Raw genomic sequence first — 22,073 nt, 5'->3', positions numbered from 1 at the left:
TTGAACTCGTCCGGCGCCGGAGGTCATCGGCGGCCTCCGGCATTGAAGTAGCCGGCCTCGGGGTGGTGGATGACGATGGCGTCGGTGGACTGCTCGGGGTGGAGCTGGAACTCCTCCGAGAGGTGGACGCCGATCCGCTCCGGCCGGAGCAGGTCGGCGATCTTGGCGCGGTCCTCCAGGTCGGGGCAGGCCGGGTAGCCGAGGGAGTAGCGGCAGCCCTGGTACTCGGTGCGGAACATGCCGTCCATGGCCGCCGGATCCGACCCGGCGATGCCGAGCTCGGCGCGGACGCGGGCGTGCCAGTACTCGGCGAGGGCCTCGGCGAGCTGGACGGAGAGGCCGTGCAGCTCCAGGTACTCGCGGTAGGAGTCCGACTCGAACAGCTTGGCCGTGGCCTCGCCGATCCTGGAGCCGACGGTGACCACCTGGAGGCCGACGACGTCGGTCTCGCCCGAGTCCTCCGGGCGGAAGAAGTCGGCGAGGCAGAGCCGACGCCCGCGGCGCTGGCGGGGAAAGGTGAACCGGGTGCGCTCTCCCCCGTCCTCGTCCAGGACGATCAGGTCGTCGCCCTTGGAGACGCAGGGGAAGTAGCCATAGACCACGGCGGCCTCCAGGAGCCGCTCGGTGTGCAGCCGGTCCAGCCAGCCGCGCAACCGGGGCCGGCCCTCCGTCTCGACGGACTCCGCGTCCTTGAGGCCCCACTGGCCCTTGAAGAGCGCCTGCTCGTCGAGCCAGCCCGCGTACTCCTTGAGCGGGACGCCCTTGACGACCCGGGTGCCGAGGAACGGCGGGGTGGGCACCCGGTTGTCGACGGCGACGTCGGAGCGGGCGCCGGACTCCTCCGGCTCGTGCACGTCGAGTACGGCCGCCCGCTGCGGTACGCGGCGCTGCTTGAGGGGCGGGAGTTGGGCGCCGGGGACGCCGCGCTTGACGGCGATCAGCGCGTCCATCAGCCGCAGGCCTTCGAACGCGTCCCGGGCGTAGCGGACCTCGCCCTCGTAGATCTCGTGGAGGTCCTGTTCGACGTAGGCGCGGGTGAGGGCGGCGCCGCCGAGGATCACCGGGTAGTCGGCCGCCAGCTTGCGCTGGTTGAGCTCCTCCAGGTTCTCCTTCATGATCACCGTGGACTTGACCAGCAGCCCGGACATGCCGATCACGTCGGCCTTGTGCTCCTGCGCGGCCTCCAGGATCGCCGAGACCGGCTGCTTGATGCCGATGTTCACCACGTTGTAGCCGTTGTTGGTCAAAATGATGTCGACCAGGTTCTTGCCGATGTCGTGGACGTCCCCGCGGACCGTGGCCAGCACGATCGTGCCCTTGCCCTCGTCGTCCGTCTTCTCCATGTGCGGCTCGAGGTAGGCGACCGCCGTCTTCATCACCTCCGCCGACTGCAGGACGAACGGCAGCTGCATCTGCCCGGAACCGAACAGCTCACCGACGACCTTCATGCCCTCCAGCAGGGTGTCGTTGACGATGTCCAGCGCCGGCCGGGACTGCAGGGCCTCGTCCAGGTCCGCCTCCAGGCCGTTCTTCTCGCCGTCGATGATCCGCCGCTGGAGCCGCTCCTCCAGCGGCAGCGCCAGGAGCTCCTCCGCACGGCCGGCCTTCAGCGACTTGGTGTTCACCCCCTCGAAGAGGGCCATCAGCTTCTGCAGCGGGTCGTAGTCACCCTCACGCCGGTCGTAGATCAGGTCGAGGGCGGTGCTGACCTGCTCCTCGTCGAACCGGGCGATCGGCAGGATCTTCGACGCGTGCACGATCGCCGAGTCCAGACCCGCCTTGACGCACTCGTCCAGGAACACCGAGTTCAGCAGCACCCGGGCCGCCGGATTCAGACCGAAGGAGATGTTCGACAGACCCAGCGTCGTCTGCACGTCCGGATGACGGCGCTTGAGCTCACGGATCGACTCGATCGTCGCGATCCCGTCCTTACGGGACTCCTCCTGCCCCGTGCAGATCGTGAACGTCAGCGTGTCGATGAGGATGTCCGACTCCCGGATCCCCCAGTTCGACGTCAGGTCCTCGATGAGGCGTTCGGCGATGGCGACCTTGTGCTCGACCGTACGGGCCTGGCCCTCCTCGTCGATGGTCAGCGCGATCAGCGCAGCACCGTGCTCCCGCGCCAGACGGGTCACCTTCGCGAACCGCGAGTCCGGCCCGTCACCGTCCTCGTAGTTGACCGAGTTGATGACCGCACGCCCGCCCAGCTTCTCCAGCCCCGCCTGGATGACGGGGACCTCGGTCGAGTCCAGGACGATGGGCAGGGTGGAGGCGGTGGCGAAACGCCCCGCCAGCTCCCGCATGTCCGCGACACCGTCACGGCCCACGTAGTCCACGCACAAATCCAGCATGTGCGCGCCCTCACGGATCTGGTCCCGCGCCATCTCCACACAGTCGTCCCAGCGGCCCTCCAGCATCGCCTCACGGAACTTCTTCGACCCGTTCGCGTTCGTCCGCTCACCGATCGCCATGTACGAGGTGTCCTGCCGGAACGGCACCGTCTGATAGAGCGACGCCGCACCCGCCTCCGGCTGCGGACTGCGCTCGGTCACCGCCGTGCCCCGCACCCGCTCCACCACCTGCCGCAGATGCTCCGGCGTCGTACCACAGCAGCCGCCCACCAGCGACAGCCCGTACTCACGGACGAAGGTCTCCTGCGCGTCCGCCAGCTCGGAGGCCGACAGCGGATAGTGCGCGCCCTGCTTCGTCAGCACCGGCAGGCCCGCGTTCGGCATGCACGACAGCGGGATCCGCGCGTTGCGGGCGAGGTAGCGCAGGTGCTCGCTCATCTCCGCCGGACCCGTCGCACAGTTCAGACCGATCATGTCGATCCCCAGCGGCTCCAACGCCGTCAGCGCCGCACCGATCTCCGACCCCAGCAGCATCGTGCCGGTGGTCTCGACCGTGACCTGGACGATCAGCGGGAGGTCTCCCATGCCGCACCAGTCCAGTGCCCGTCGCGCGCCGATGACGGCGGCCTTGGTCTGGAGGAGGTCCTGGGTGGTCTCCACGAGCAGCGCGTCCGCGCCGCCGCGGACCAGGCCCTCGGCGCTCTGCTGGTAGGCGTCGCGCAGGGGCTCGTACCCCACGTGCCCGAGGGTGGGCAGCTTGGTGCCGGGGCCCAGGGACCCCAGCACCCAGCGGGGCCGGCCGTCCCGGGCGGTGTGCGCGTCCGCCGACTCGCGGGCGATGCGGGCTCCGGCCTCGGAGAGTTCGTAGACCTTGTCCTCGATGCCGTACTCGGCGAGCGCGGACAGGTTGCTGCCGAAGGTGTTGGTCTCGACGCAGTCCACGCCGACGGCGAAGTAGGCGTCGTGGACCGAGCGGACGATGTCGGGGCGGGTCAGGTTGAGGACCTCGTTGCAGCCCTCCAGTCCGAGGAAGTCGTCCAGGGCGGGGTCGGCCTCCTGGAGCATCGTGCCCATGGCGCCGTCCGCGACGACGACGCGTCTGGCGAGTTCCTCCCGCAGTGACCGTCTCATTCCAGAGCCCCCAGGTGTGTGGACAGTTCCGTCGCGGTGGCCGGGCCGTAGGCGGTGCGGAGCCGGGCCAGCAGCGGTTCGCGTTCCAGGCGGTACTCCTGCGTGCCGGTGTGGTCGAGGACGGTCGCGGCGACCGCGCAGCCCAGCCGGGCCGCGTACCGCTCGGCGACGCCCCAGGCCGTCCCGGCGAGGAAGCCGGCCCGGAAGGCGTCGCCGACGCCCGTCGGGTCGACGACCTCGGCGACCGGCACGGCGGGGACGGTGAGGGTCTCGCGGCCTTCCGCGCGGATCCGTACGCCGTCCTCGCCGCGCGTGGTGACCCAGGAGCCGACGCGCCGCAGGACCTGCTCCTCGGTGAGTCCGGACCGCTCGCACAGCAGGGCGGACTCGTACTCGTTGGTGAACAGCCGCTGCGCGCCGTCGACCAGTTCGCGCACCTCGTCGCGGTCGAGCCGGGCCAGCTGCTGGGAGGGGTCGGAGGCGAAGGGGATGCCGAGTTCGCGGCAGCCCCGGGTGTGCCGGAGCATGGCCTCGGGGTCGTCCGGGGAGACCAGGACCAGGTCCGGCCGGCCGTGGCGGGTGACGACCTCCCGCAGGTCGATCTCGCGGGCTTCGGCCATCGCGCCGGCGTAGAAGGTCGCGATCTGGTTCTGCTCCCGGTCGGTGGTGCAGACGAAGCGGGCGGTGTGGCGGGTGTCGCTGACGCGGACGGAGTCGGTGTCCACCCCGTGGTCCTTGAGCCACACCCGGTAGGGCTCGAAGTCCCCGCCCACCGCGCCCACCAGGGACGGGCGCAGTCCCAGCACGCCCAGCCCGAAGGCGATGTTCGCCGCCACCCCGCCCCGTCGCACTTCCAGGTTGTCGGCGAGGAACGACAGGGAGACCCGGTCCAGCCGGTCCGCGAGCAGCTGGTCCGCGAACCGGCCGGGGAAGGTCATCAGGTGATCGGTCGCGATGGACCCGGTGACAGCGATGCGCATGTCAGATCCCGGCGGCCTTGCGCAGCGCGTGCACTCGGTCGGTGCGTTCCCAGGTGAAGTCCGGCAGTTCGCGGCCGAAGTGGCCGTAGGCGGCGGTCTGGGCGTAGATCGGGCGCAGCAGGTCGAGGTCACGGACGATCGCGGCGGGGCGGAGGTCGAAGACCTCGGTCACGGCTTCCTGGATCCGCTCGTCGGGCAGGGTGCCGGTACCGAAGGTCTCGACGAAGAGGCCGACGGGTTCGGCCTTGCCGATGGCGTAGGCGACCTGGACCTCGCAGCGCGCGGCCAGGCCGGCGGCGACCACGTTCTTGGCGACCCAGCGCATGGCGTAGGCGGCCGAGCGGTCCACCTTCGAGGGGTCCTTGCCGGCGAAGGCGCCGCCGCCGTGGCGGGCCATGCCGCCGTACGTGTCGATGATGATCTTGCGGCCGGTCAGGCCGGCGTCGCCCATCGGGCCGCCGATCTCGAAGCGGCCGGTCGGGTTGACCAGCAGCCGGTAGCCCTCGGTGTCCAGCTTGATGCCGTCCTCGAGGAGCCGGGCGAGGACGTGCTCGACGACGAACTCCCGGATGTCCGGGGTGAGGAGGGAGTCGAGGTCGATGTCGGCGGCGTGCTGGGTGGAGACCACCACCGTGTCCAGGCGGACGGCCCTGTCACCGTCGTACTCGATGGTGACCTGGGTCTTGCCGTCGGGGCGCAGGTAGGGGATCTTCCCGTTCTTGCGGACCTCGGTCAGACGGCGCGAGAGGCGGTGCGCGAGGTGGATCGGCAGCGGCATCAGCTCGGGCGTCTCGTCCGTGGCGTAGCCGAACATCAGGCCCTGGTCGCCGGCACCCTGCCGGTCGAGTTCGTCGCCCTCGCCCTCGACGCGCTGCTCGTAGGCGGTGTCGACGCCCTGGGCGATGTCCGGGGACTGGGCGCCGATGGACACCGACACGCCGCAGGAGGCACCGTCGAAGCCCTTCTTGGACGAGTCGTAGCCGATGTCGAGGATGGCGCCGCGGACGAGTTCGGCGATCGGCACGTACGCCGTCGTGGTGACCTCTCCGGCGATGTGGACCTGGCCGGTGGTGATGAGGGTCTCGACCGCGACGCGGGACGCCGGGTCCTCGCGCAGGAGGGCGTCGAGGATCGTGTCGCTGATCCGGTCGGCGATCTTGTCGGGATGGCCTTCCGTGACGGATTCGGAGGTGAACAGGCGCCTGCTCATGCCTGGACCGCCTGGGCGGTGAAGAAGTGGGTGCGGATCGCGTCGAGGGTGCGGATCTCGTCGACCTCCAGGGTCTCCAGCTGGATGGCGCGGCCGCTGTGCTGCTCCAGCAGGAAGACGAACTCGACGAAGGACAGGGAGTCGATCAGCCGGGTCTCGATGAGGTCGAGGTCGCCGGCGATGTCGTCGAGCTCCTCGTGGCGGGCGAGGAGCCAGTTCTTCACGAGCTGCAGACCGTCGGACATGGTGTCTCTCCTTGAAGTGCTGTGTACGGGTGGGGTGGGGGGCGCGGGGGCCGGGGCGGGCTCCGGGGCGGGGCCCGGGGCGGGGAGGGGCTCCGGGACGGCGTTCGGGTCCAGTACGGGGGCGGCGACCGCCACCGCGTAGTCCACGTCGTGGCTGATGGTCACGGTGATCCCGGCGATGCCGGAGCGCTCGGCCATCTCGGCGGCGGACCGGTGGAGTTCCACGAGCGGCCAGCCGCCCTCGGAGCGCCGCACGATGATGTCCCGCCAGGGCAGGAACACGGCGCGGACGCGGAGGGTCTTGAACGCCGCCTCCTTGGCGGCGATCCGCCCGCACAGGCTCAGTACGTCGAGCTTGGCGGCGGTGCGGCAGTCGGCGAGTTCGCCGGGGGCGAGCATGCGCTGGAAGAAGTCCTCGCCGTAGAGGCGCAGGAGCCGGCGGACACGGGTGACGGACACGATGTCCATGCCGAGGTTCGCCCAGCCCAGGCCGCCCGCCGGCGGGGCGACGACGGGTCGGGTCGGCATCTCAGATCGCCGGCCCGGCGGCGTTCGCGCGCAGGACCGCGGCGGTCGCGGCGCCCCAGCTGCCGTGGCGGCGGGTGAGCGCGGACAGCCAGCGCTCCAGTCCGAAGGCGACGCAGCTGGTGAAGGCGGGGCCGCCGCCGGAGGCGAGGGGGATCTCGCACCGGTCGCCGAAGAAGTTGCGGTGGGTGTTGACCGAGGCGATCGCGAGGTCCTCGTACAGGAACTCGTGCTTGACCGGGGTCAGGCGCTGGAGGACGGCCTTGGAGCTGCCCTTGTCGAAGAAGGGGTCGCAGGCGGCCTCGCGGCTCAGCGGCAGGTCGAGGGCCTCGGCGAAGGCGTGGATCCGCCGGGTGAAGGTCGCGAGGTGCCGTTCGGCGTGCTCGCGGGTGCCGATGGCGACGATCTCCCGCATGCGGAAGCCGAGCTGGCGGCGCAGTCCCTCGTAGTGCGCCTCCTTGCGGAAGCACCAGCCGACGACGGTGACGAGCTCGTCGTCGGCGGCCGGGCGGCCCTGGTGGTCGATGTAGACGGCGTAACAGGACGCGGACGGCAGGCCGAGGGCGGCCGGTTCCAGCGCGTCACAGGGGAAGCAGCCGGTGTCGGCGCAGAACTCGCTGGTCTCCCGGACGTCCAGGTTCAGCGGGGCCGCCACGACGGCCTGGTGGGGGAAGTTGTCGTAGTAGTCGAGCCGGGCCAGGTCGGCGGCGGGCAGCAGCGGGGGCATGGTCATCGAGCGGGCGCCCGCCTGGACGCCCCAGTTCTCGAAGGTGTCGTCGAGCAGCCGCAGCAGGGCGGTGCCCTCGGGGCCGAGCGACGGAAGGCCCGTGGTGGCCGGAGCGGTGGTGGTGGCGGTGGTCATGGCGGTCATGGCGGTCATGGGGGAGTCACCTCTCGGACGGCGGTGGGCCGCTCAGACGACGGGCAGGACGTCGTCCGTGAAGATCCCGGTCTTCAGGAAGAATCCGAGCGGCTTGCGGATGGTCTTGCGCTCGAAGGGCCGGCGGCGCTCGTCGGCGACCAGGGCGTTGCGCAGGCCCACCGGGTCGGCGATGCCGGCGTCGCGGTAGACGTGCGGGTTGTAGAGGGAGTTGAGGCTGTAGACGACGTACCGCTTGAGGTAGGCCTCGACCTCGGCGACGCGGGCGGCGGGGACGGCCTGGCGCATCCGGTCGAAGAGCAGGGAGACCAGTTCCCGGCCGAAGGCGATGTGCCGGGACTCGTCCTGGTGGTGGATGCGGTTGACCTCGCGGATGGTGTGGCAGAGGTCCTCGTCGCGCGCCATCCGCGTGTTGTAGTGGTCGACGAGCTCCTCGAAGAACAGGATGCGGGCGAAGACCAGGAAGTTCTCCACCTCCGGCTCCCAGGCGGAGTCGGCGCGCAGGGCGGTGGAGCCGTAGATCTTGTCGCCGTAGCGGCGGCAGAACTCGGCGAAGAACCACATGTGCTCGTTCTCCTCACCGATGAAGTGGTGGAAGAAGTCCGAGGGCACCTCGAAGCCGGGCATGTGGATGCGTCCGACGACCTCGATGAGCAGTTCGCGGATGCCGTGCACGTTGAGGCTGTAGAAGTTGATGCTCTCCCACTTGGAGAGGCGCCGGAGGGTCTCCTCGCCGAGCTCCTCGTGGAAGGGGGTGCCGTAGACGGTGAGCAGTTCGGGGGTCATCCACATGCGGCCCTCGTCGAGCTGCTCGGGCCAGTCGAACTGCTGGTAGGGGTTGTAGTACTCCTCGATGGAGCGGTGGCTGAGCCGTTCCAGGACTTCAAGGAACCGGTCGGTGACCGGCAGGGGGGCGCTGACGCCCATGGTGACTCCTCGGGGTGTGGGGTGGCGCGGGCCGGGTGCGGCGGCTACGGCCGGACTTCGTAGACGGCGTTGACCGGGGTCTCGGTGGCGCGGCGCCAGCGGGTGAAGCCGGCCTCTTCGGCGATGCCGCGGAAGGCCGTCTCGCCCGAGTGGTTGCCGAGCGCGTGGGGGCCGTGCTGGGCGACGGCCACGGGCAGGCACATGACGGCGGAGAGGGCCATGAACATGCGGGCGGCCGGGGTCTGGGTGCCGATGTCGTCGGGCGAGACGTTGGACTCGACGAGCATCCAGGTGCCGTCCGCGTCCAGGGACTTGTGCACGTGCCGGGCGGCGGAGACCGGGTCGCCCATGTCGTGCAGGGCGTTGAAGAAGGTGACCAGGTCGTAGCCGGTGCCGGGGTAGTCGTCCGCGGAGGCGACCTCGAAGACGACGCGGTCGCCGAGCCCGGCCTCGTCGGCGAGGCGGCGGGCGATCGAGACGGCCTCCTCGGAGTAGTCGAAGCCGTGGACGGTCGCCTGCGGGAAGGCCTTCGCGATCAGCAGGGTGGTGTGGCCGACGCCGCAGCCGACGTCGGCGACGGTGCCGCCGGCGGCGAGCTTGGCGGTGACCCCGGTGAGGGCGGGCAGCCATTCGGGGACGAGGCGGTGCTCGTAGGTGGGCTGGAAGAAGCTGCCCATGCCGGTGTCGAGGGCCGGGTCGTGCTCCGCCCAGCCGACGCCGTCGCCGGTGCGGTACGCGTCGACGAGGAGGTCCTCGGTGCCGTAGAGGGCCTTGAGGGCGGTGAAGAACCCGGCGGCGAAGGTGACGGCGGTGGGGTCGGCCAGCACGGGGACGTGGTCGGCGGGCAGCGTGTACGCCCCGGCGCCCGGGTGGCGCTCGACGTATCCGGCGCTCAGCTGGGCGTGCAGCCACTCCTCGGCGTAGCGGGTGCTGATCCCGGTGCGCTCGGCGAGCTGGGCGGGTGTCAGCGGGCCGGCCCCGGCCAGCGCCCGGTAGAGGCCGAGCCGCTCCCCGAGGGCGACGGTCAGGCCGCGGACGGCGGCGCCGGCGTCGCTGATGACGCGCTGGTGGAAGTCGTGGACGGCGGTCATGCTGCCTTCACCTCGGCGGTCGGGAGGTCACAGGTGAACAGGAAGGAGCGCGGGACGCGGGGGACCTCGCGGGCGGGCACCGGGTAGGGCCAGCGGCCGAAGTCGGCGCCGTCCTCGCCGGGCTGGCGGACCTCGCGCACGTCCCAGCCGCATTCGGTGAGGAGGGCCTCGGGGGTCTCCGTGCCGAAGAGCCACGGGTTGCCGTCCTCCTCGAGGCAGTTGAGGAAGGGCCGGGAGAGCGGGTTCTGCAGGGCGGCCTTGCTGATGACGTCGCCGAGCAGGACGGATCCGGGCGCGGAGTGGCCGGCGAGGGTGGAGATGAGGCCGCGTACGGCGTCCTCGGGGAGGAAGAAGAGCAGACCCTCGACGACCCACAGCACGGGCTGGTCGGCGCGCCAGCCGGCCTCTTCCAAGGGCCCCGTCCAGTCCTGGGTCAGGTCGACGGGGACGGTGACGCGGGTACGCCCGGCCGGGTCGGGTTCCCCGGCCAGCATCTCGGCCTTGGCCTCCAGGAGCGCGGGCCGGTCGAGTTCGTAGACGGTGACGCCTTCGGGCCACGGGAGCCGGTAGAAGCGGGTGTCCATGCCGGCGGCGAGGAACACCACCTGGCGGATGCCGTGGTCCTGGACGGCACGGACGATGGCCCTGTCCAGGTAGGTGGTGCGGATGGCGAGGAACGGCACGGTGCCGGCGCCGGCGTAGCGCTCCAGCAGGTCGAAGCCGATGGTGTCGGCGACGGTGCGCGCGTACGGGTCGGCGAACAGCCGGTCCTCGCGCTCGGTTTCCAGGGCCCGCGCGGCGGCGGTCCACTGGGCGGTGCGGGATACGGCCTCCACGGGAGGCTCCCTTCACTCGTGGGGTGGGGGGATGGTCAGGCCGGGGAGCCGGCGCGGACGACCGGGTCCTCCGCCGCGGCGGGGTGCGGCGCGTCGCACTCGGCGGGCCGCCGCTCGAAGATGCTGTGCAGGATCATGCTGAACACGACGTTCCCGTCGGCGTCGGCCAGCGTGCACCTGGGCTGGACGACGCCGGTGCGCGGGTTGAACGGCGAGGGGCGCGAGCCCAGGATCTCTACGCGCGCCGTGAGCACGTCCCCGGGGCGGACGGGCCGCAGGTAGCGGATCTCGTCCACGCCGGGGGAGCCGGTACAGGCGCTGTAGGCGAGGAGCCCGTCGACGTAGCGGCGCATGAACATCGAGGCGCTGTGCCAGCCGCTGGCGATCAGGCCGCCGAACGGGGTCCGGGCGGCGAGCTCCGGGTCGGTGTGGAAGGGCTGCGGGTCGAAGCGCCTGCCGAACTCCAGCACCTCCTCCGCCGTGACGGTGACGGAGCCCAGTTCGTGGACGTCACCGGTCCGGAAGTCCTCGAAGTAGCGCATCACGCAACCCCCTTGACGGAGAGAAACAGTTCCTCTGGCGTGAACCAATCTACGAATCAGCCGATTATTTTGTCAACCCAAAAGAAGACCGCATCGTCTGTTCTATCGCAGTGCCTGTTCCACGTCCTGCCAGAGGTCCTCCGGGTCCTCGATCCCCACCGACATCCGGACCAGGCCCGGACCGATGCCGGCGCGCGCCAGCGCCCCCTCGTCCAGCTCCCGGTGGGAGGTGCTGGCGGGGTGCGTGACCAGCGTCTCCACCCCGCCCAGCGAGAGCGCGAGCCGCGCCAGGCGCACCCCCTCGACGAAGGCGCGGCCCGCCTCCCGGCCGCCGCGCAGGTCGAAGGAGAGCAGCCCCCCCGCCCCCGGAGAGCACCTTGCGGGCCATCGCGTACGAGGGGTGCGTTCCCAGCCACGGCCAGTGGACGGCCGCCACCGCCGGGTGGGCCGCCAGCCGCTGCGCGAGCACGCCGGCGTTGGCGCAGTGCTCGCGCATCCGCAGCGGCAGCGTGGCGATCCCGCGCAGTGTCAGCCAGACGGCGAACGGGTCGGCGCTGGCGCCGAGTTCGACGGTGCGCGGCCACACCTCCCGGCGCAGGGCGTCGTCCGCGAAGACGGCCGCGCCGCCCAGGACGTCGGAGTGCCCCGCGAGGTACTTGGTGGTGGAGTGGAGCACGATGTCGGCGCCGTGCTCGATCGGCCGGCACAGGACGGGCGAGGCCAGGGAGTTGTCCACGGCGCTGGTCACCCCGAGGCGCCGGGCCGCCGCCAGCAGGCCGGGCAGGTCGGGGACCTGGCCGGTGGGGTTGGCGATGGTCTCCAGGACCAGCAGCCGGGTGCGGGGCCCGGCGAGCGCCTCGAACTCCCGCGCGTCGTCACCGCCGATGTGGTCGACCCGTACCCCGTAGCGCTCCTTCAGGTCGCTCAGCGCCGCGTACGTCCCCCCGTACAGGCAGCGCTGCGCGATCACCTGGTCGCCGGGGCGGAGCAGGGCGAGGAGCACCCCGCTGATGGCGCCCATCCCGGAGGCGAAGGCGATGGCCGAGGCGCCGCCCTCCAGTCCGGCGAGGGTCCGTTCCAGGGCGCGGACGGTGGGGTTGCCACGGCGGCTGTAGACGTAGTCGCCGTCGGGGCCGGCCATGGCCCGGGCCAGTTCGTCGGCGGAGTCGAAGGCGAAGGCGGAGGACTGGACGAGCGGTACGGACAGCGGGCGGCTGGCGGGGACTTCGAGCTCGTGGGCCACGTGCACCGCGCGGGTGCGGATGTCCTTCATCGGGGGGCCTTTCGTTCGGGAGCGGGTCCGGGAGCGGGCCCCGGGATACGGGGCGGGGGTATGGGGGGCGGCGCACGGGACGGGGGTACGGGGCCGGGGTACGGGAAAGGGGTCGCCCGACGTCCGGGACGGACGTCGGGCGACCCCTCGGGTGCGTGCGGGCGGTCCCGTACGTCACACCCCCGCCGTCTCGCTGCGCGACGCCGGGGCGTCGGCGGCGGGAGCGGCGGCCGCGGCGGCGGGCCCGTCGCCCTTCATCGCGAACAGGGTGATCACCGCGCCGGCGGCGGCGATGACCGCGGCGCCGATGAAGGCGGCGCTGAACCCGTCGGTGAGGGCGGGCAGGTTGCCCAGCTCTCCGGCGCCCTGGGTGGTGGCGAGCGCGGTCAGCGCGGCCAGGCCGAGGGCGGAGCCCACGTTGTAGGTGGTGTTGACGATGCCGGAGGCGAGGCCGGCCTGCTCCTGCGGGGCACCGGACATGGCGGCCATCATCGCCGGGATGTACGCGAGCGCCATGCCGAGCGCGGCGACGAGCGAGGCGGGCAGGACGTCGACGAGGAAGGTGCCGGTCGGCTCGACGGCCGACAGCCAGACCAGCCCGGCGGCGAGGGCGAACAGACCGGCGACGATCAGCGGCTTGGCCCCGAAGCGGCCCATGAGGCGGGCGGTGATGGCCGTCATGAAGATCATCAGCAGCACCGTCATGGGGAGCAGCGCCGCGCCGGAGGCGAAGGCGCCGTAGTCCAGCACCTGCTGGAGGTACAGGTTGAGGAAGTACCACATCGGGATCCAGGCGGCGCCGAGCAGCGTCATCGCGAGGTTGGCCGAGCCCAGGCGCGGGATCCGCCACACGCTGAGCGGCATGAGCGGCTCGCGGACGGTCCGCTGGATCACGAAGAAGAGGGCGAGCAGGACGGCCGCGCCGACGAGCTCCAGTACGGTGGCGGTGGCGCCCCAGCCGGTTTCGGGGGCCCGGACGACGGCGAACACGGCGAGCGCGAGCCCGGCGGTGACGGCGGCGGCGCCCAGGACGTCGACGGAGCCGCGGCGGGCCTGGACGGCGGGCAGCAGCCCGGTCGCGGCGAGGGTGGCGACGCCGATCGGGACGTAGATGATGAAGACCCACGGCCAGCTGACCCATTCGGTGAACACGCCGCCGAGGAACACGCCGGCCGTACCGCCGGCGGGGGCGGCGGCGCCGTAGAGGGCCATCGCCTTGCCCAGCTCCCTGGGGTCGTGCCCGAAGAGCATCATGAGCAGCGTCATCGCCGAGGGCGCGATCAGCGCGCCGCCGACTCCCTGGACGGCCCGGCCGGCGATCTCCACCGAGGCGCTCTGCGCGGCGGCGGCGAGCACCGAGCCCGCGATCATGACCACCCAGCCGGTGGCGAAGATCCTGCGGGCGCCGAACAGGTCGGAGAGCCGCCCGCCGAGCAGCAGTAACCCGCCGAAGACGATGACGTAGGCGTTGAAGACCCACTGGAGCTCGCCCTGGGAGAAGCCCAGGTCCTTCTGCATCTCGGGGAGCGCGACCCCGATGATCGAGGTGTCCATGATGACCATGAACTGAGCGGCGGCAAGCACGCCAAGTGCCCACCAGCGCCGGGGATTGACGGTTGACATTGCCCTGACCCTCCTCTGAGGTATACCCCTGGGGGGTACCTACGCGCAGCAACGTAGCATACCCATGGGGGGTATGTAAGAGCGGTGTGGGAACGCGAAGGGACCCCGCCCCGGCCGAAGCCGGGACGGGGCCCCACAGCGGGTCGGCCCCGCCGTGCTAGCGGGCCGTCAGGGTCGCCGCCACCCCCGCCGGAACGGGCGCCAGACCCGCCGGGCGGCTGGTGAAGGACCCCCGGCCCTGCGTACGGCCGCGCAGCCGGGACGCGTACCCGAACAGCTCGGCCAGCGGCACCGTCGCCGTGACCACGGTGGTCCCGGCCTGCCCGGCCGAGCCCGTGACCCGGCCGCGGCGGGCGGCCAGGTCCCCGAGGACCGCGCCGACACCGTCGTCCGGAACCGTCACCGTGACCTCCGCGACCGGCTCCAGCAGCTCCAGCCCCGAGGCGCGCAGGGCGTCGCGCAGCGCGAACCGGCCCGCCGCGCGGAACGCCATCTCCGAGGAGTCCTTGGAGTGCGTCGCCCCGTCGGTCAGGACCACCCGCACGCCCGTCACCGGATGCCCGCCGAGCGGACCCTCGGCGAGGGCGTCACGGCAGCCGGCCTCCACGGCCCGCGCGAACTCCTGCGGAACCCGCCCGCCCGTCACCGCCGAACGGAACTCGAAACCGGGCTCCTCCAACGGCTCCACGTCGAGCACGACGTGCGCGAACTGGCCCGCGCCGCCGTCCTGTTTGACGTGCCGGTACACGAATCCGGTCACCCCGCGCACCACGGTCTCCCGGTAGGAGACCCGCGGCCGGCCCACCACGACCTCCACCCCGTGCAGACGGCGCACCTTCTCCACCGCCACCTCCAGGTGCAGCTCGCCCAGCCCGGACAGCACGGTCTGCCCGGTCTCCGCGTCGGTCCGCACCACCAGGGAGGGGTCCTCCTCGGCGAGCCGGGCCAGCGCGGAGGCCAGCCGCCCGGTGTCCGTACCCCGGCCCGCCTCGACCGCGACCGACACCACCGGGTCCGCCACCACGGGCGGTTCGAGCAGCAGGGGCGCCTCCGGCGCGCACAGGCTCGTCCCCGCCCGCGCCGACTTCAGCCCGACGACGGCGACGATGTCACCGGCCACCGCCTCCTCCCGCTCCTCGTGCCGGTCGGCCTGCACCCGCAGGATCCGCCCGACGCGTTCCGTCCGGCCCGTCGCCGGATCCAGTACGGAGTCCCCCTTGCGCAGGGTTCCCGCGTAGACCCGCAGATAGGTGAGCCGGCCGGTCGCCGTCGCCGTCACCTTGAAGGCGAGCGCGGCCAGCGGCTCCGCCGGGTCGGCGGCCCGCTCCCGCACCGGCGGCATGTCCCCCGGTGCGGGCAGGTACGCCACCACGGCGTCGAGCAGCGGCTCGATGCCCCGGTTGCGGTACGCCGAACCGCACAGCACGACCACCGCGTCCCCGGCGAGGGTCAGCTCGCGCAGGGCACGGGCCAGGGTCGCCTCGCCCAGTCCGTCGCCGGCGCAGAACTCCTCCAGGGCCTCCGCGTGAAGTCCGGCCACCGTCTCCTCCAGCAGCCGGCGCCTGCGCCGGGCCTCCTCCAGCAGCGGCCCGGGCACCGGCAGTTCCTCGTACGAGCCGTCGCCCGCGCCCCAGAGCAGCGCGCGCATCCGCAGCAGGTCGACGACGCCGGTGAAACCGTCCTCCCGGCCGACGGGCAGCTGCACGGCCAGGGGGACCGCGCCGAGCCGCTCCCTGATGGAGCCGACGGCGGCGTCGAGGTCGGCGCCCGCCCGGTCCAGCTTGTTGACGAACGCGATCCTCGGCACGCCGTGCCGGTCGGCCTGGCGCCACACCGACTCGCTCTGCGGCTCCACGCCGGCGACGGCGTCGAAGACCGCGACCGCGCCGTCGAGCACCCGCAGGGAGCGCTCGACCTCGTCGGCGAAGTCCACGTGGCCCGGCGTGTCGATCAGGTTGACCCGGTGGCCGTCCCAGGCGCAGCTGACGGCCGCCGCGAAGATGGTGATGCCGCGGTCGCGTTCCTGGGGGTCGTAGTCGGTGACGGTGGTGCCGTCGTGGACCTCGCCCCGCTTGTGGATGGCGCCGGTGGCGAAGAGGATCCGCTCGGTGACGGTGGTCTTGCCGGCGTCGACGTGGGCGAGGATGCCGAGGTTCCGCACGGCGGCGGTGGTGACGTTGGTGTGACGGTGATCGGTGCGCATGGCCCGGGCCTTTCGGTGCCTGGGTGGGAAGAGGGCAGCGCGATTCCCGGGACGCCGCTCCACCCCGTGGCGGGGTGCAGCGTTCAAAAAGGGGTGCGTCACGGGCGTACGGTGACAGCCGCGCGGCTGTTACCGCGCGCTTCGGGACACCGGGATCACGTCGTACCGGCAGGGGGGAACGACGGCGGCGGTGCGGTTCGTACGCATGGCCCGGTTCCCCTTCTCTTCGCTCGGCATCGGCGGGCACCGCCCTGGCGGCGGCGCGCACCGCGACTGTAGGCGGCGCGCGCCGGCCGGGGCACCTGGTTTTTCAGGCGCGGCCTTTCAGGCGAGCAGCCGCTCCCGCAGCCGGGCCGTGGTCTGCGGGGTGATGCCGACGGCCTCGGTGAGATAGGCGGACGGGGACCCGTAACGGCCGGTCAGGTCGGCCAGGACCAGCTCCATGACGGTGGCCGGGGCGCGGCCGTACGAGGGCCAGCGCATGGTGCGGCCCGGGTTGGCGGCGTGCCAGTCGGCGGTGAGGCGCTCGGTGGCCAGCTCGGTGAGGGCGAAGTCGGCCAGGATCTGCTCCTCGGACACGTCGAGCAGGGTCAGCACCAGGGCGGCGATCAGGCCGGTGCGGTCCTTGCCGGAGGTGCAGTGGAACACGGCGGGGCCGGGGCCGTCGGCGATCAGCTCGACGGCCCGCCGGATCTCGTCCACGCCGTCCTCGGCGACCTCCGCGAAGCGGTCGGCGAGGTAGCGCCAGGGGTCGAGCGCGGGGTCGATCTCGGCCTGGTCGTAGGGGCGGTGCTCGATGCTGAGGTTGGCGTACGTGAACCGCTCCGGCTCCGGTATCCGGCCCTTGGCCTCGATCTCCCAGGGGTAGCGCAGGTCGATCACGGTCCGGACCCCGAGCCGGAGGAACCGCTCCCAGTCGGCGCCCCCCAGCTTCCCGAGGGAGTCGGCCCGGTAGAGGCACCCCCACCGGACGGCCCGGCCGTCGGCGGAGCGGTAGCCGCCCAGGTCGCGGAAGTTGTGGAGGCGGTCGAAGGGGATGTGCCGGGTGCCTTCGGCGGCGGTGGCCTGGGTCAACTGTGGCTCCTGGGGCAAGGGTTGGCGCTGGCTGCGACCTGGCCAGAATGCCTCAGGCGTCACCGGATTCCGGACGCTGGGGGGACGTGATCTCCCACACCCCGTCCGACTCGGTCGCGCTCCAGCCCGCCTGCAGTCGGAGCGGTTGGGCGAGGGTGACCTCGGTGAAGGTGGCCTGCCCGTGGAAGACGGCGCCGGCCAGGGAGAGGGCGGCCCGGAAGTCGCAGCCCTCGAAGGTGACGGACCAGTCGAAGACGGCCCCGTCGAAGACGGCGTCGCCAGTGAACTCGCCGCGCAGGAAGCGGGACGCGCCCTGGAAGACGGCTCCCGCGAAACTGCTGTGTGCCGCCTCCGTCTCCGTCTTCGTGTCGACCCACCGGAGCAGGCCCTCGAACACAGCGCCGTCGAAGCTGACCGGTTCCGTGTACACACTGTTCTTGATCAGGACCGGGCCCCGGAAGACGGCACCGTCGAAGCCCGCCCGCTCCCCGAACCTGGCCGCGTCGAATGCCGCCAGACCGTGGAAGAGAGCACCGGCGAAGGCGGCCGGGCCGTCGAAACGGGCGTCGCGGAAGACAGCCTCCCCCTCACAGACCATGGACTCGAAATCCGACGCGTGCGCGAAGCGTGTTCCCGTCGCCGAGAACGGCCCTTCGCACACGACGCGTGCGAAGGAGAGCGGTCCCCAGAAGACGGAGTCACCCAGCGATGCACGCCCCTTGAAGACGACCCGGTCGAAGTCCGCCCGCTTGCGCACCGTCATCCCGTCCAGCACCGCCTCCCCCTCCATGACGGCGCGCCCGAAGGACATGTCCTCGAACCAGGTGACCTCCGCGAACTGCGCCGCTGCGACGAAAACGGCACGGTCGAAGGCTGCCGCCCCCTCGAAGGCGGATCCTTCGAAGAGCGCCTCCTGCTCGAAGACGGTCCGGCCGAAGGCGGCCGCGCCCATGAACCTGGCCCGCTGGAAGGCCGCCCCCTTGTTGAAGACCGCACGGTCGAAGTTCGCATCCGAAGCGAAGGTGCTGGTGGTGAAGCCCGAGGCGCCCTCGAACACGGCGCGGGTGAAGTCGGCTTCGCCGGTGAAGGTGCCCGCCACCACCAGCCAGTCGTCCTTGAAGCACGCTCGTGTGAAGGCCGCCGAGCCCAGCCTGACCCGTCCCGTCGCCGGTTCGCGCACCGCGTCGAGCACACGCCCCAGCAGGCCCCCCTCGAAAGTGGTCCCCCGGAAGTCGACGGAGGATCCGGGCCCCAAGCTGCTCAGGTAGGCCTCCCGCTCGGTGCTCGGCAGATGGGCCAGGCAGTTGTGGCGGCCCGTCACCTTCACTCCCATGCACCCCGAGGGGTTCTCCTCCGACGCGCCGAAGCCGCAGCGGGGCCAGACGGACTCCTCCACCGGGTACGTCTCCGCGTCGGTCAGCAGCTCCGCCACCCGGCTGGGGTCCCCGAGGACGAACCATCCGCCCGGCTCCTCCCCCAACGGCTTGAGGGGGCGCAGGGCCAGCGGGCCGAGGAGCTCGTGGAGCTCCTCGTACAGCGACCGGGAGAGGGTGAGCACGAGACTGGGCGTGTCGTCCGGGCCGCCGTCACGCAGCCACCCGTTGACCACGTCGTTGTCGAGGAGCCGGTCCATGGTGTCGGCGTCCTCCCCCGGACCGCGTCCGGCCAGGGCCACGGCGAGCGGTGGGCCCTGGAAGCGGACCCTCAGCGCCACCCGGTACAGCGCGAGCAGCAGCGCTCCCGTCCGGGCGAAGGCATCCGGCCCGGCCAGGGTCACGCGTACGCCCATCGACGCGCTTTCCACCCGCTCGGCCACTTCGGCGTCGTCCATCGCCTCCGCCAGGAGGCTGGTCAGCTCCCGGCGGGCGGAGCGGCCGGGCCCGTGCACGCTCTCGTCCGCCCGCACGGCCAGGGTCACCGCCTTCCCGGGTGCCTGGTCGCCCAGCGCGGCGCGGAAGCCGTCCTGGGCGAGCAGGGCCTCGGCCGTGAGGAAGACCATCCGGTCGGGCCCGACCGTGTGCACGACGCCGCGCAGACCGCCCGGCACCGAGAGCACGGGGGCACCTCGGAAGCGGGTCCAGTCCTCCGCCTCCGGTGAGAGCCCGACGATCTCGCCGTTGCGGGACCGGCCCTGCAGCCGTGTCTCGCCCGCGGTCGTGAGCCAGTCGTGACCGTCCGCGAATCCGGGCACGAAGACGAACGGTTCGTCCGGCGCGGGCGACGCCTCCCAGGCCGGCGGCGTGAAGAACCCGGGGTCCGCCAGGTCCTCCTCGCTCTCCAGCAGCAGCACCCGCGGGCTCGCGTCGTCCCACCAGACGGGCCGGCAGGCGGCCTCCCTGCCGTCGGGGGTGCCGGCCCAGGCGACGGTGTCCCGGGGGCTGGCCGCGTCCGCGGCGGTGAGCACCAGGCGGGGGGTCAGCAAGGTGCCGACCTCGCGCGGCTCGGCGAGGGGTTCGAAGCGGACCCGTACGACTCCCTCGCCCACCCCCGGACCGGGGCCCGGCCGCTCGGCGAACGGCAGGGATTCCGCCGGGACCCGGCGGCGGCCCTCCGCCCCCGTCGTGACCCGGGTCGCGGAGAAGTCGGGGCCCGTGCCCCGGTGGCGGTACATGAACTCCCAGACGCGGCGGCGCACCAGTTCCCGTACGGCGGCGACGTCCCCGCGCAGCTGGGAGCCGAGCAGCACGTCCCGTACCCCCGGCAGGAAGTCGAACTCCGCGTCCTCCGGCCGCTGCTGCCCCTCCCACGGGGCGAAGAGCCCCCCGAGGGCCACCTCCGCCAGGTGCCCGTGCTCGGAGTCGCGCAGCAGGGAGCGCCGTACGAGGGTCATCACGGGCAGCGTCAGCGGTACGGCGGCCAGGTGGGCGGCCAGCTGCTGGGCGGTCGGGGAGGCGCTCGCCCGGAACCGTTCGACCGCCTCCAGCGCGGTGGCGGCCCGGCGCGGCGGTGCCGTGCCGGGGGCGGGGGCGGCGTCCAGGCGCAGGCAGGCGAGGCGGCGCCAGCGCCCGTCCCCGGACACCGTCCGCACGAGCCGGGCCAGGCTGCCGGAGGCGAGCCCCACCACGGGGACGACGGGCCCGCCGCCCCGCGCCCGCCGGGCGGCGGGCACCCGCTGCCAGGAGCGGGTGGCGGCGGCGGGCCGGTCGGAGCGGACGGCGAAGGGCACGGGCCGCACGGCGCCCCGGGTCCACAGCCGTTCGGGCAGTACGTTCAGCACGGCCACGGCGTTGTGGGCGCTCCAGTGCCGCAGGACGCGCAGCAGCGGGGTCTCCTGCCAGCCCCCGGCGACGGTGTCGGAGACGAGCAGGATCAGCCGCCGCCCGGCGGGGTCGGCGAGTTCCAGCGGGTTGCGGGGCGGGCCGCCGCGGCCCCGGGCGAGCATCGGGGTGCCGCCGGGGGCGGTGCCGGTGAGCTGCCAGGTTCGGACGTCGCGGAAGACCCCGCTGCGGGTGAACACCCCGCGCAGTTCGTCCACCAGGTCGCTCCACAGGAGCATCGAGGGGTGGGCGTCGACGACGAGGGCCAGGTCGAGCCAGCGGCTCTCGGCGGGGCGCAGGACCGGGGTGGGGACCATCGCCTCGATGCTGCGTTCCACGGTGAGCTGCTCGTCCAGCTCCTCCCCCGGGCCGCCGATGGCGCGGCGTCCGACGGGCCGTAGCGACCGCATCAGGGCGAGCGGGTCGTCGAGGGAGGCGGTGCGGGGCAGCCGCAGCGGTACGCCGCGCCGCGCGGGCGCGTCGGCCGCCGGCTCGGCGGGCCGCTCCGGCCGGGCGCGGACGGCGGGGAACAGCTGGACGGCCCCGGCCGCGTCCGGGCCGGCCCGCCCGGCACCGGATGCGGGCCCGTCGGGGTGTGGGGGCGGCTCCGCGGTCCCGTCGGGTCCCTCGGGGCCGGGCGGACGCACCCCGCCGTCCGGGGACGCGGCGGCGGCCGGGTCCACGCGGGCGGCCAGCCAGAGGATGTCGGCGATCTCCTCGGGGCCGACGGCGGTGCGGGGCGCGGCACCGTCCTCGGCGCCTTCGGCGAAGGCGGCGAGCAGCCTCTCGATCACGCGGTGGGCCCGGTGAGGTGCTGCATGACGGTGGCGAGGAAACGGTCCCGGTCGGCGGGCGCCGACCAGGCTCCGGCCAGGCGCAGCTGGATGGCGTTCAGGAGCTGGTCGGTGGCCAGGTCGCCGTCCTCGGCGCGTTCGAGGAAGCTGCGTACGAGGTCCTGGTACTCGGCGGCGTCCTCGCCGGTGATGTCGACGCCGAGCCGGCCGCGCACGATGCGGGCGAGTTTCTCGGGTCCGGGCGCGTCCAGGTGGAGGCGGACGCAGCGGCGCAGGAAGGCGGGCGGGAAGTCGCGTTCGCCGTTGCTGGTGAGGATGACGACGGGGAAGTGGCGGCACTGCACGCGGCCCTGGGTGACGGCCACGCCGGCGTCGGGGTCGTCGTCGGTGCCGATGGCGACGGTGGGTTCCTCCTTGGCGAGGCGGGCCAGTTCGGGGATGACGAAGCCGCCGTCCTCGAAGACGGTGAGGAGGTCGCCGGGCAGGTCGATGTCGCTCTTGTCGATCTCGTCGATGAGCAGGACGCGGGGGCCGTGCTGCGGGAGGAGGGCGGTGCCGAGCGGGCCGAGGCGCAGGTAGCGGGCGATGGAGGGCACGGCGGCCGGCTGCTCCGCCGGGTCCGGGAGCCGGGCGCCGGGGACGCGGACCTGTTCCAGGCCGGCCTCCTGGAGCCGGCCGATGGCGTCGTAGAGGTAGAGGCCGTCGCGCAGCACGGTGCGGCTGGTGATCGGCCAGTGCAGTACGGGGCCCAGGGCCAGGTCGGTGGCGATGCTGTAGGCGAGGGTGGACTTGCCGACGCCGGGCTTCCCGGTGATCAGCAGCGGCCGGCGCAGGTGCAGGGCGGTGTTGACCACGTCCTTCTCCGCCTCGTCGGGGACGTAGCCCTCGCCGCGCCTGCGGGTGCGTTCCCAGGCCTCGCCGGAGCAGCCGGGCGGCGCGTAGGCGGGGTCTGGTTCGCCGGTGAAGTCCCGCCAGGGCGGCGGTGGTCCGGCTTCCAGCCGGGTGCGGCGCTCCTCGCCGGGGCCCGCGCCCCGGTACAGCCACCAGTCCTTCGCCACTGCCTGTGCCTCCATCGTCTGTTCGCGGGTGGTGCGTTCGGGTCGGGCCCGTGGCGGGCCGGTTCTCGGGCTG

15 protein-coding genes and 1 pseudogene are annotated in these 22,073 nt (G+C 72.8%); all 16 read right to left on the bottom strand.

The genetic code is table 11. The features are described from left to right. Window positions 1-23: 23 nt before the first annotated feature. Entirely contained in the window at window positions 24-3,482 is a 3,459-nt protein-coding gene (gene metH, locus D1J60_RS28305; protein WP_125822999.1) for a methionine synthase, read from the bottom strand. Beyond that, window positions 3,479-4,462: a carbohydrate kinase family protein gene (locus tag D1J60_RS28300; RefSeq protein WP_125822998.1), complete on the bottom strand. Its 984-nt coding sequence runs from the start codon at window positions 4,460-4,462 to the stop codon at window positions 3,479-3,481. The genes metH and D1J60_RS28300 overlap by 4 nt, the downstream gene beginning before the upstream one ends. Before the next feature lies 1 nt (window position 4,463). Next, window positions 4,464-5,672 (bottom strand): methionine adenosyltransferase, encoded by a 1,209-nt coding sequence (metK, locus tag D1J60_RS28295; RefSeq protein WP_125822997.1) that lies wholly within the window; start codon window positions 5,670-5,672, stop codon window positions 4,464-4,466. After that, complete coding sequence (gene acpS / locus D1J60_RS28290) at window positions 5,669-6,445, bottom strand: holo-ACP synthase (RefSeq protein WP_125822996.1); 777 nt, start codon at window positions 6,443-6,445, stop codon at window positions 5,669-5,671. Before acpS ends, metK begins: the two co-directional genes overlap by 4 nt. Window position 6,446: 1 nt before the next feature. After that, on the bottom strand, window positions 6,447-7,322 hold the full coding sequence (locus tag D1J60_RS28285; RefSeq protein WP_206436586.1) for a hypothetical protein: 876 nt from the start codon (window positions 7,320-7,322) through the stop codon (window positions 6,447-6,449). 33 nt (window positions 7,323-7,355) lie between these two features. Next, on the bottom strand, window positions 7,356-8,249 hold the full coding sequence (locus D1J60_RS28280) for a diiron oxygenase (protein ID WP_125603927.1): 894 nt from the start codon (window positions 8,247-8,249) through the stop codon (window positions 7,356-7,358). Window positions 8,250-8,293: 44 nt separating this feature from the next. Beyond that, window positions 8,294-9,340, bottom strand: a complete 1,047-nt coding sequence (locus D1J60_RS28275; protein WP_125822995.1) for a methyltransferase domain-containing protein — start codon at window positions 9,338-9,340, stop codon at window positions 8,294-8,296. Then, window positions 9,337-10,176, bottom strand: a complete 840-nt coding sequence (locus tag D1J60_RS28270) for an SAM-dependent methyltransferase (protein WP_125822994.1) — start codon at window positions 10,174-10,176, stop codon at window positions 9,337-9,339. Before D1J60_RS28270 ends, D1J60_RS28275 begins: the two co-directional genes overlap by 4 nt. Before the next feature lie 35 nt (window positions 10,177-10,211). Then, complete coding sequence (locus D1J60_RS28265; protein WP_125822993.1) at window positions 10,212-10,718, bottom strand: MaoC family dehydratase; 507 nt, start codon at window positions 10,716-10,718, stop codon at window positions 10,212-10,214. A gap of 102 nt (window positions 10,719-10,820) precedes the next feature. Next, window positions 10,821-11,057 carry a PLP-dependent transferase gene (locus D1J60_RS38730; protein WP_277607526.1) on the bottom strand — a complete coding sequence of 79 codons (237 nt, stop codon included), beginning with the start codon at window positions 11,055-11,057 and terminating at the stop codon, window positions 10,821-10,823. A gap of 103 nt (window positions 11,058-11,160) precedes the next feature. Continuing rightward, window positions 11,161-11,991: pseudogene (locus D1J60_RS28260) on the bottom strand (aminotransferase class V-fold PLP-dependent enzyme); the annotation flags it as partial. A 174-nt stretch (window positions 11,992-12,165) separates the two neighbouring features. Further along, window positions 12,166-13,614 carry an MFS transporter gene (locus D1J60_RS28255; RefSeq protein ID WP_125822992.1) on the bottom strand — a complete coding sequence of 483 codons (1,449 nt, stop codon included), beginning with the start codon at window positions 13,612-13,614 and terminating at the stop codon, window positions 12,166-12,168. Window positions 13,615-13,771: 157 nt separating this feature from the next. After that, entirely contained in the window at window positions 13,772-15,817 is a 2,046-nt protein-coding gene (fusA, locus tag D1J60_RS28250; protein ID WP_125822991.1) for an elongation factor G, read from the bottom strand. 324 nt (window positions 15,818-16,141) lie between these two features. Continuing rightward, entirely contained in the window at window positions 16,142-16,891 is a 750-nt protein-coding gene (locus D1J60_RS28245; RefSeq protein WP_125822990.1) for a tyrosine-protein phosphatase, read from the bottom strand. A 52-nt stretch (window positions 16,892-16,943) separates the two neighbouring features. Beyond that, the gene (locus tag D1J60_RS28240; protein ID WP_125822989.1) at window positions 16,944-20,942 is read right to left on the bottom strand and encodes an SAV_2336 N-terminal domain-related protein; all 3,999 of its coding nucleotides are present in this window, start codon (window positions 20,940-20,942) and stop codon (window positions 16,944-16,946) included. Further along, complete coding sequence (locus tag D1J60_RS28235) at window positions 20,939-22,015, bottom strand: MoxR family ATPase (protein ID WP_164720981.1); 1,077 nt, start codon at window positions 22,013-22,015, stop codon at window positions 20,939-20,941. The genes D1J60_RS28240 and D1J60_RS28235 overlap by 4 nt, the downstream gene beginning before the upstream one ends. Between the last annotated feature and the right edge of the window lie 58 nt (window positions 22,016-22,073).

Origin of the sequence: Streptomyces sp. W1SF4 (assembly GCF_003950035.1) — a bacterium.
In the GTDB taxonomy this organism is placed as follows: Bacteria; Actinomycetota; Actinomycetes; order Streptomycetales; family Streptomycetaceae; genus Streptomyces; species Streptomyces racemochromogenes.
The sequence above is the reverse complement of the archived record's forward strand: the minus strand, read 5'-3'. Positions and strand labels throughout refer to the sequence as shown.

Coding starts and splice junctions, on each gene's coding strand:
- metH (WP_125822999.1), bottom strand. CDS start 3,482: ATGAGACGGTCACTGCGGGAGGAACTCGCCAGACGCGTCGTCGTCGCG.
- D1J60_RS28300 (WP_125822998.1), bottom strand. CDS start 4,462: ATGCGCATCGCTGTCACCGGGTCCATCGCGACCGATCACCTGATGACC.
- metK (WP_125822997.1), bottom strand. CDS start 5,672: ATGAGCAGGCGCCTGTTCACCTCCGAATCCGTCACGGAAGGCCATCCC.
- acpS (WP_125822996.1), bottom strand. CDS start 6,445: ATGCCGACCCGACCCGTCGTCGCCCCGCCGGCGGGCGGCCTGGGCTGG.
- D1J60_RS28285 (WP_206436586.1), bottom strand. CDS start 7,322: ATGACCGCCATGACCGCCATGACCACCGCCACCACCACCGCTCCGGCC.
- D1J60_RS28280 (WP_125603927.1), bottom strand. CDS start 8,249: ATGGGCGTCAGCGCCCCCCTGCCGGTCACCGACCGGTTCCTTGAAGTC.
- D1J60_RS28275 (WP_125822995.1), bottom strand. CDS start 9,340: ATGACCGCCGTCCACGACTTCCACCAGCGCGTCATCAGCGACGCCGGC.
- D1J60_RS28265 (WP_125822993.1), bottom strand. CDS start 10,718: ATGCGCTACTTCGAGGACTTCCGGACCGGTGACGTCCACGAACTGGGC.
- D1J60_RS28255 (WP_125822992.1), bottom strand. CDS start 13,614: ATGTCAACCGTCAATCCCCGGCGCTGGTGGGCACTTGGCGTGCTTGCC.
- fusA (WP_125822991.1), bottom strand. CDS start 15,817: ATGCGCACCGATCACCGTCACACCAACGTCACCACCGCCGCCGTGCGG.
- D1J60_RS28235 (WP_164720981.1), bottom strand. CDS start 22,015: ATGGAGGCACAGGCAGTGGCGAAGGACTGGTGGCTGTACCGGGGCGCG.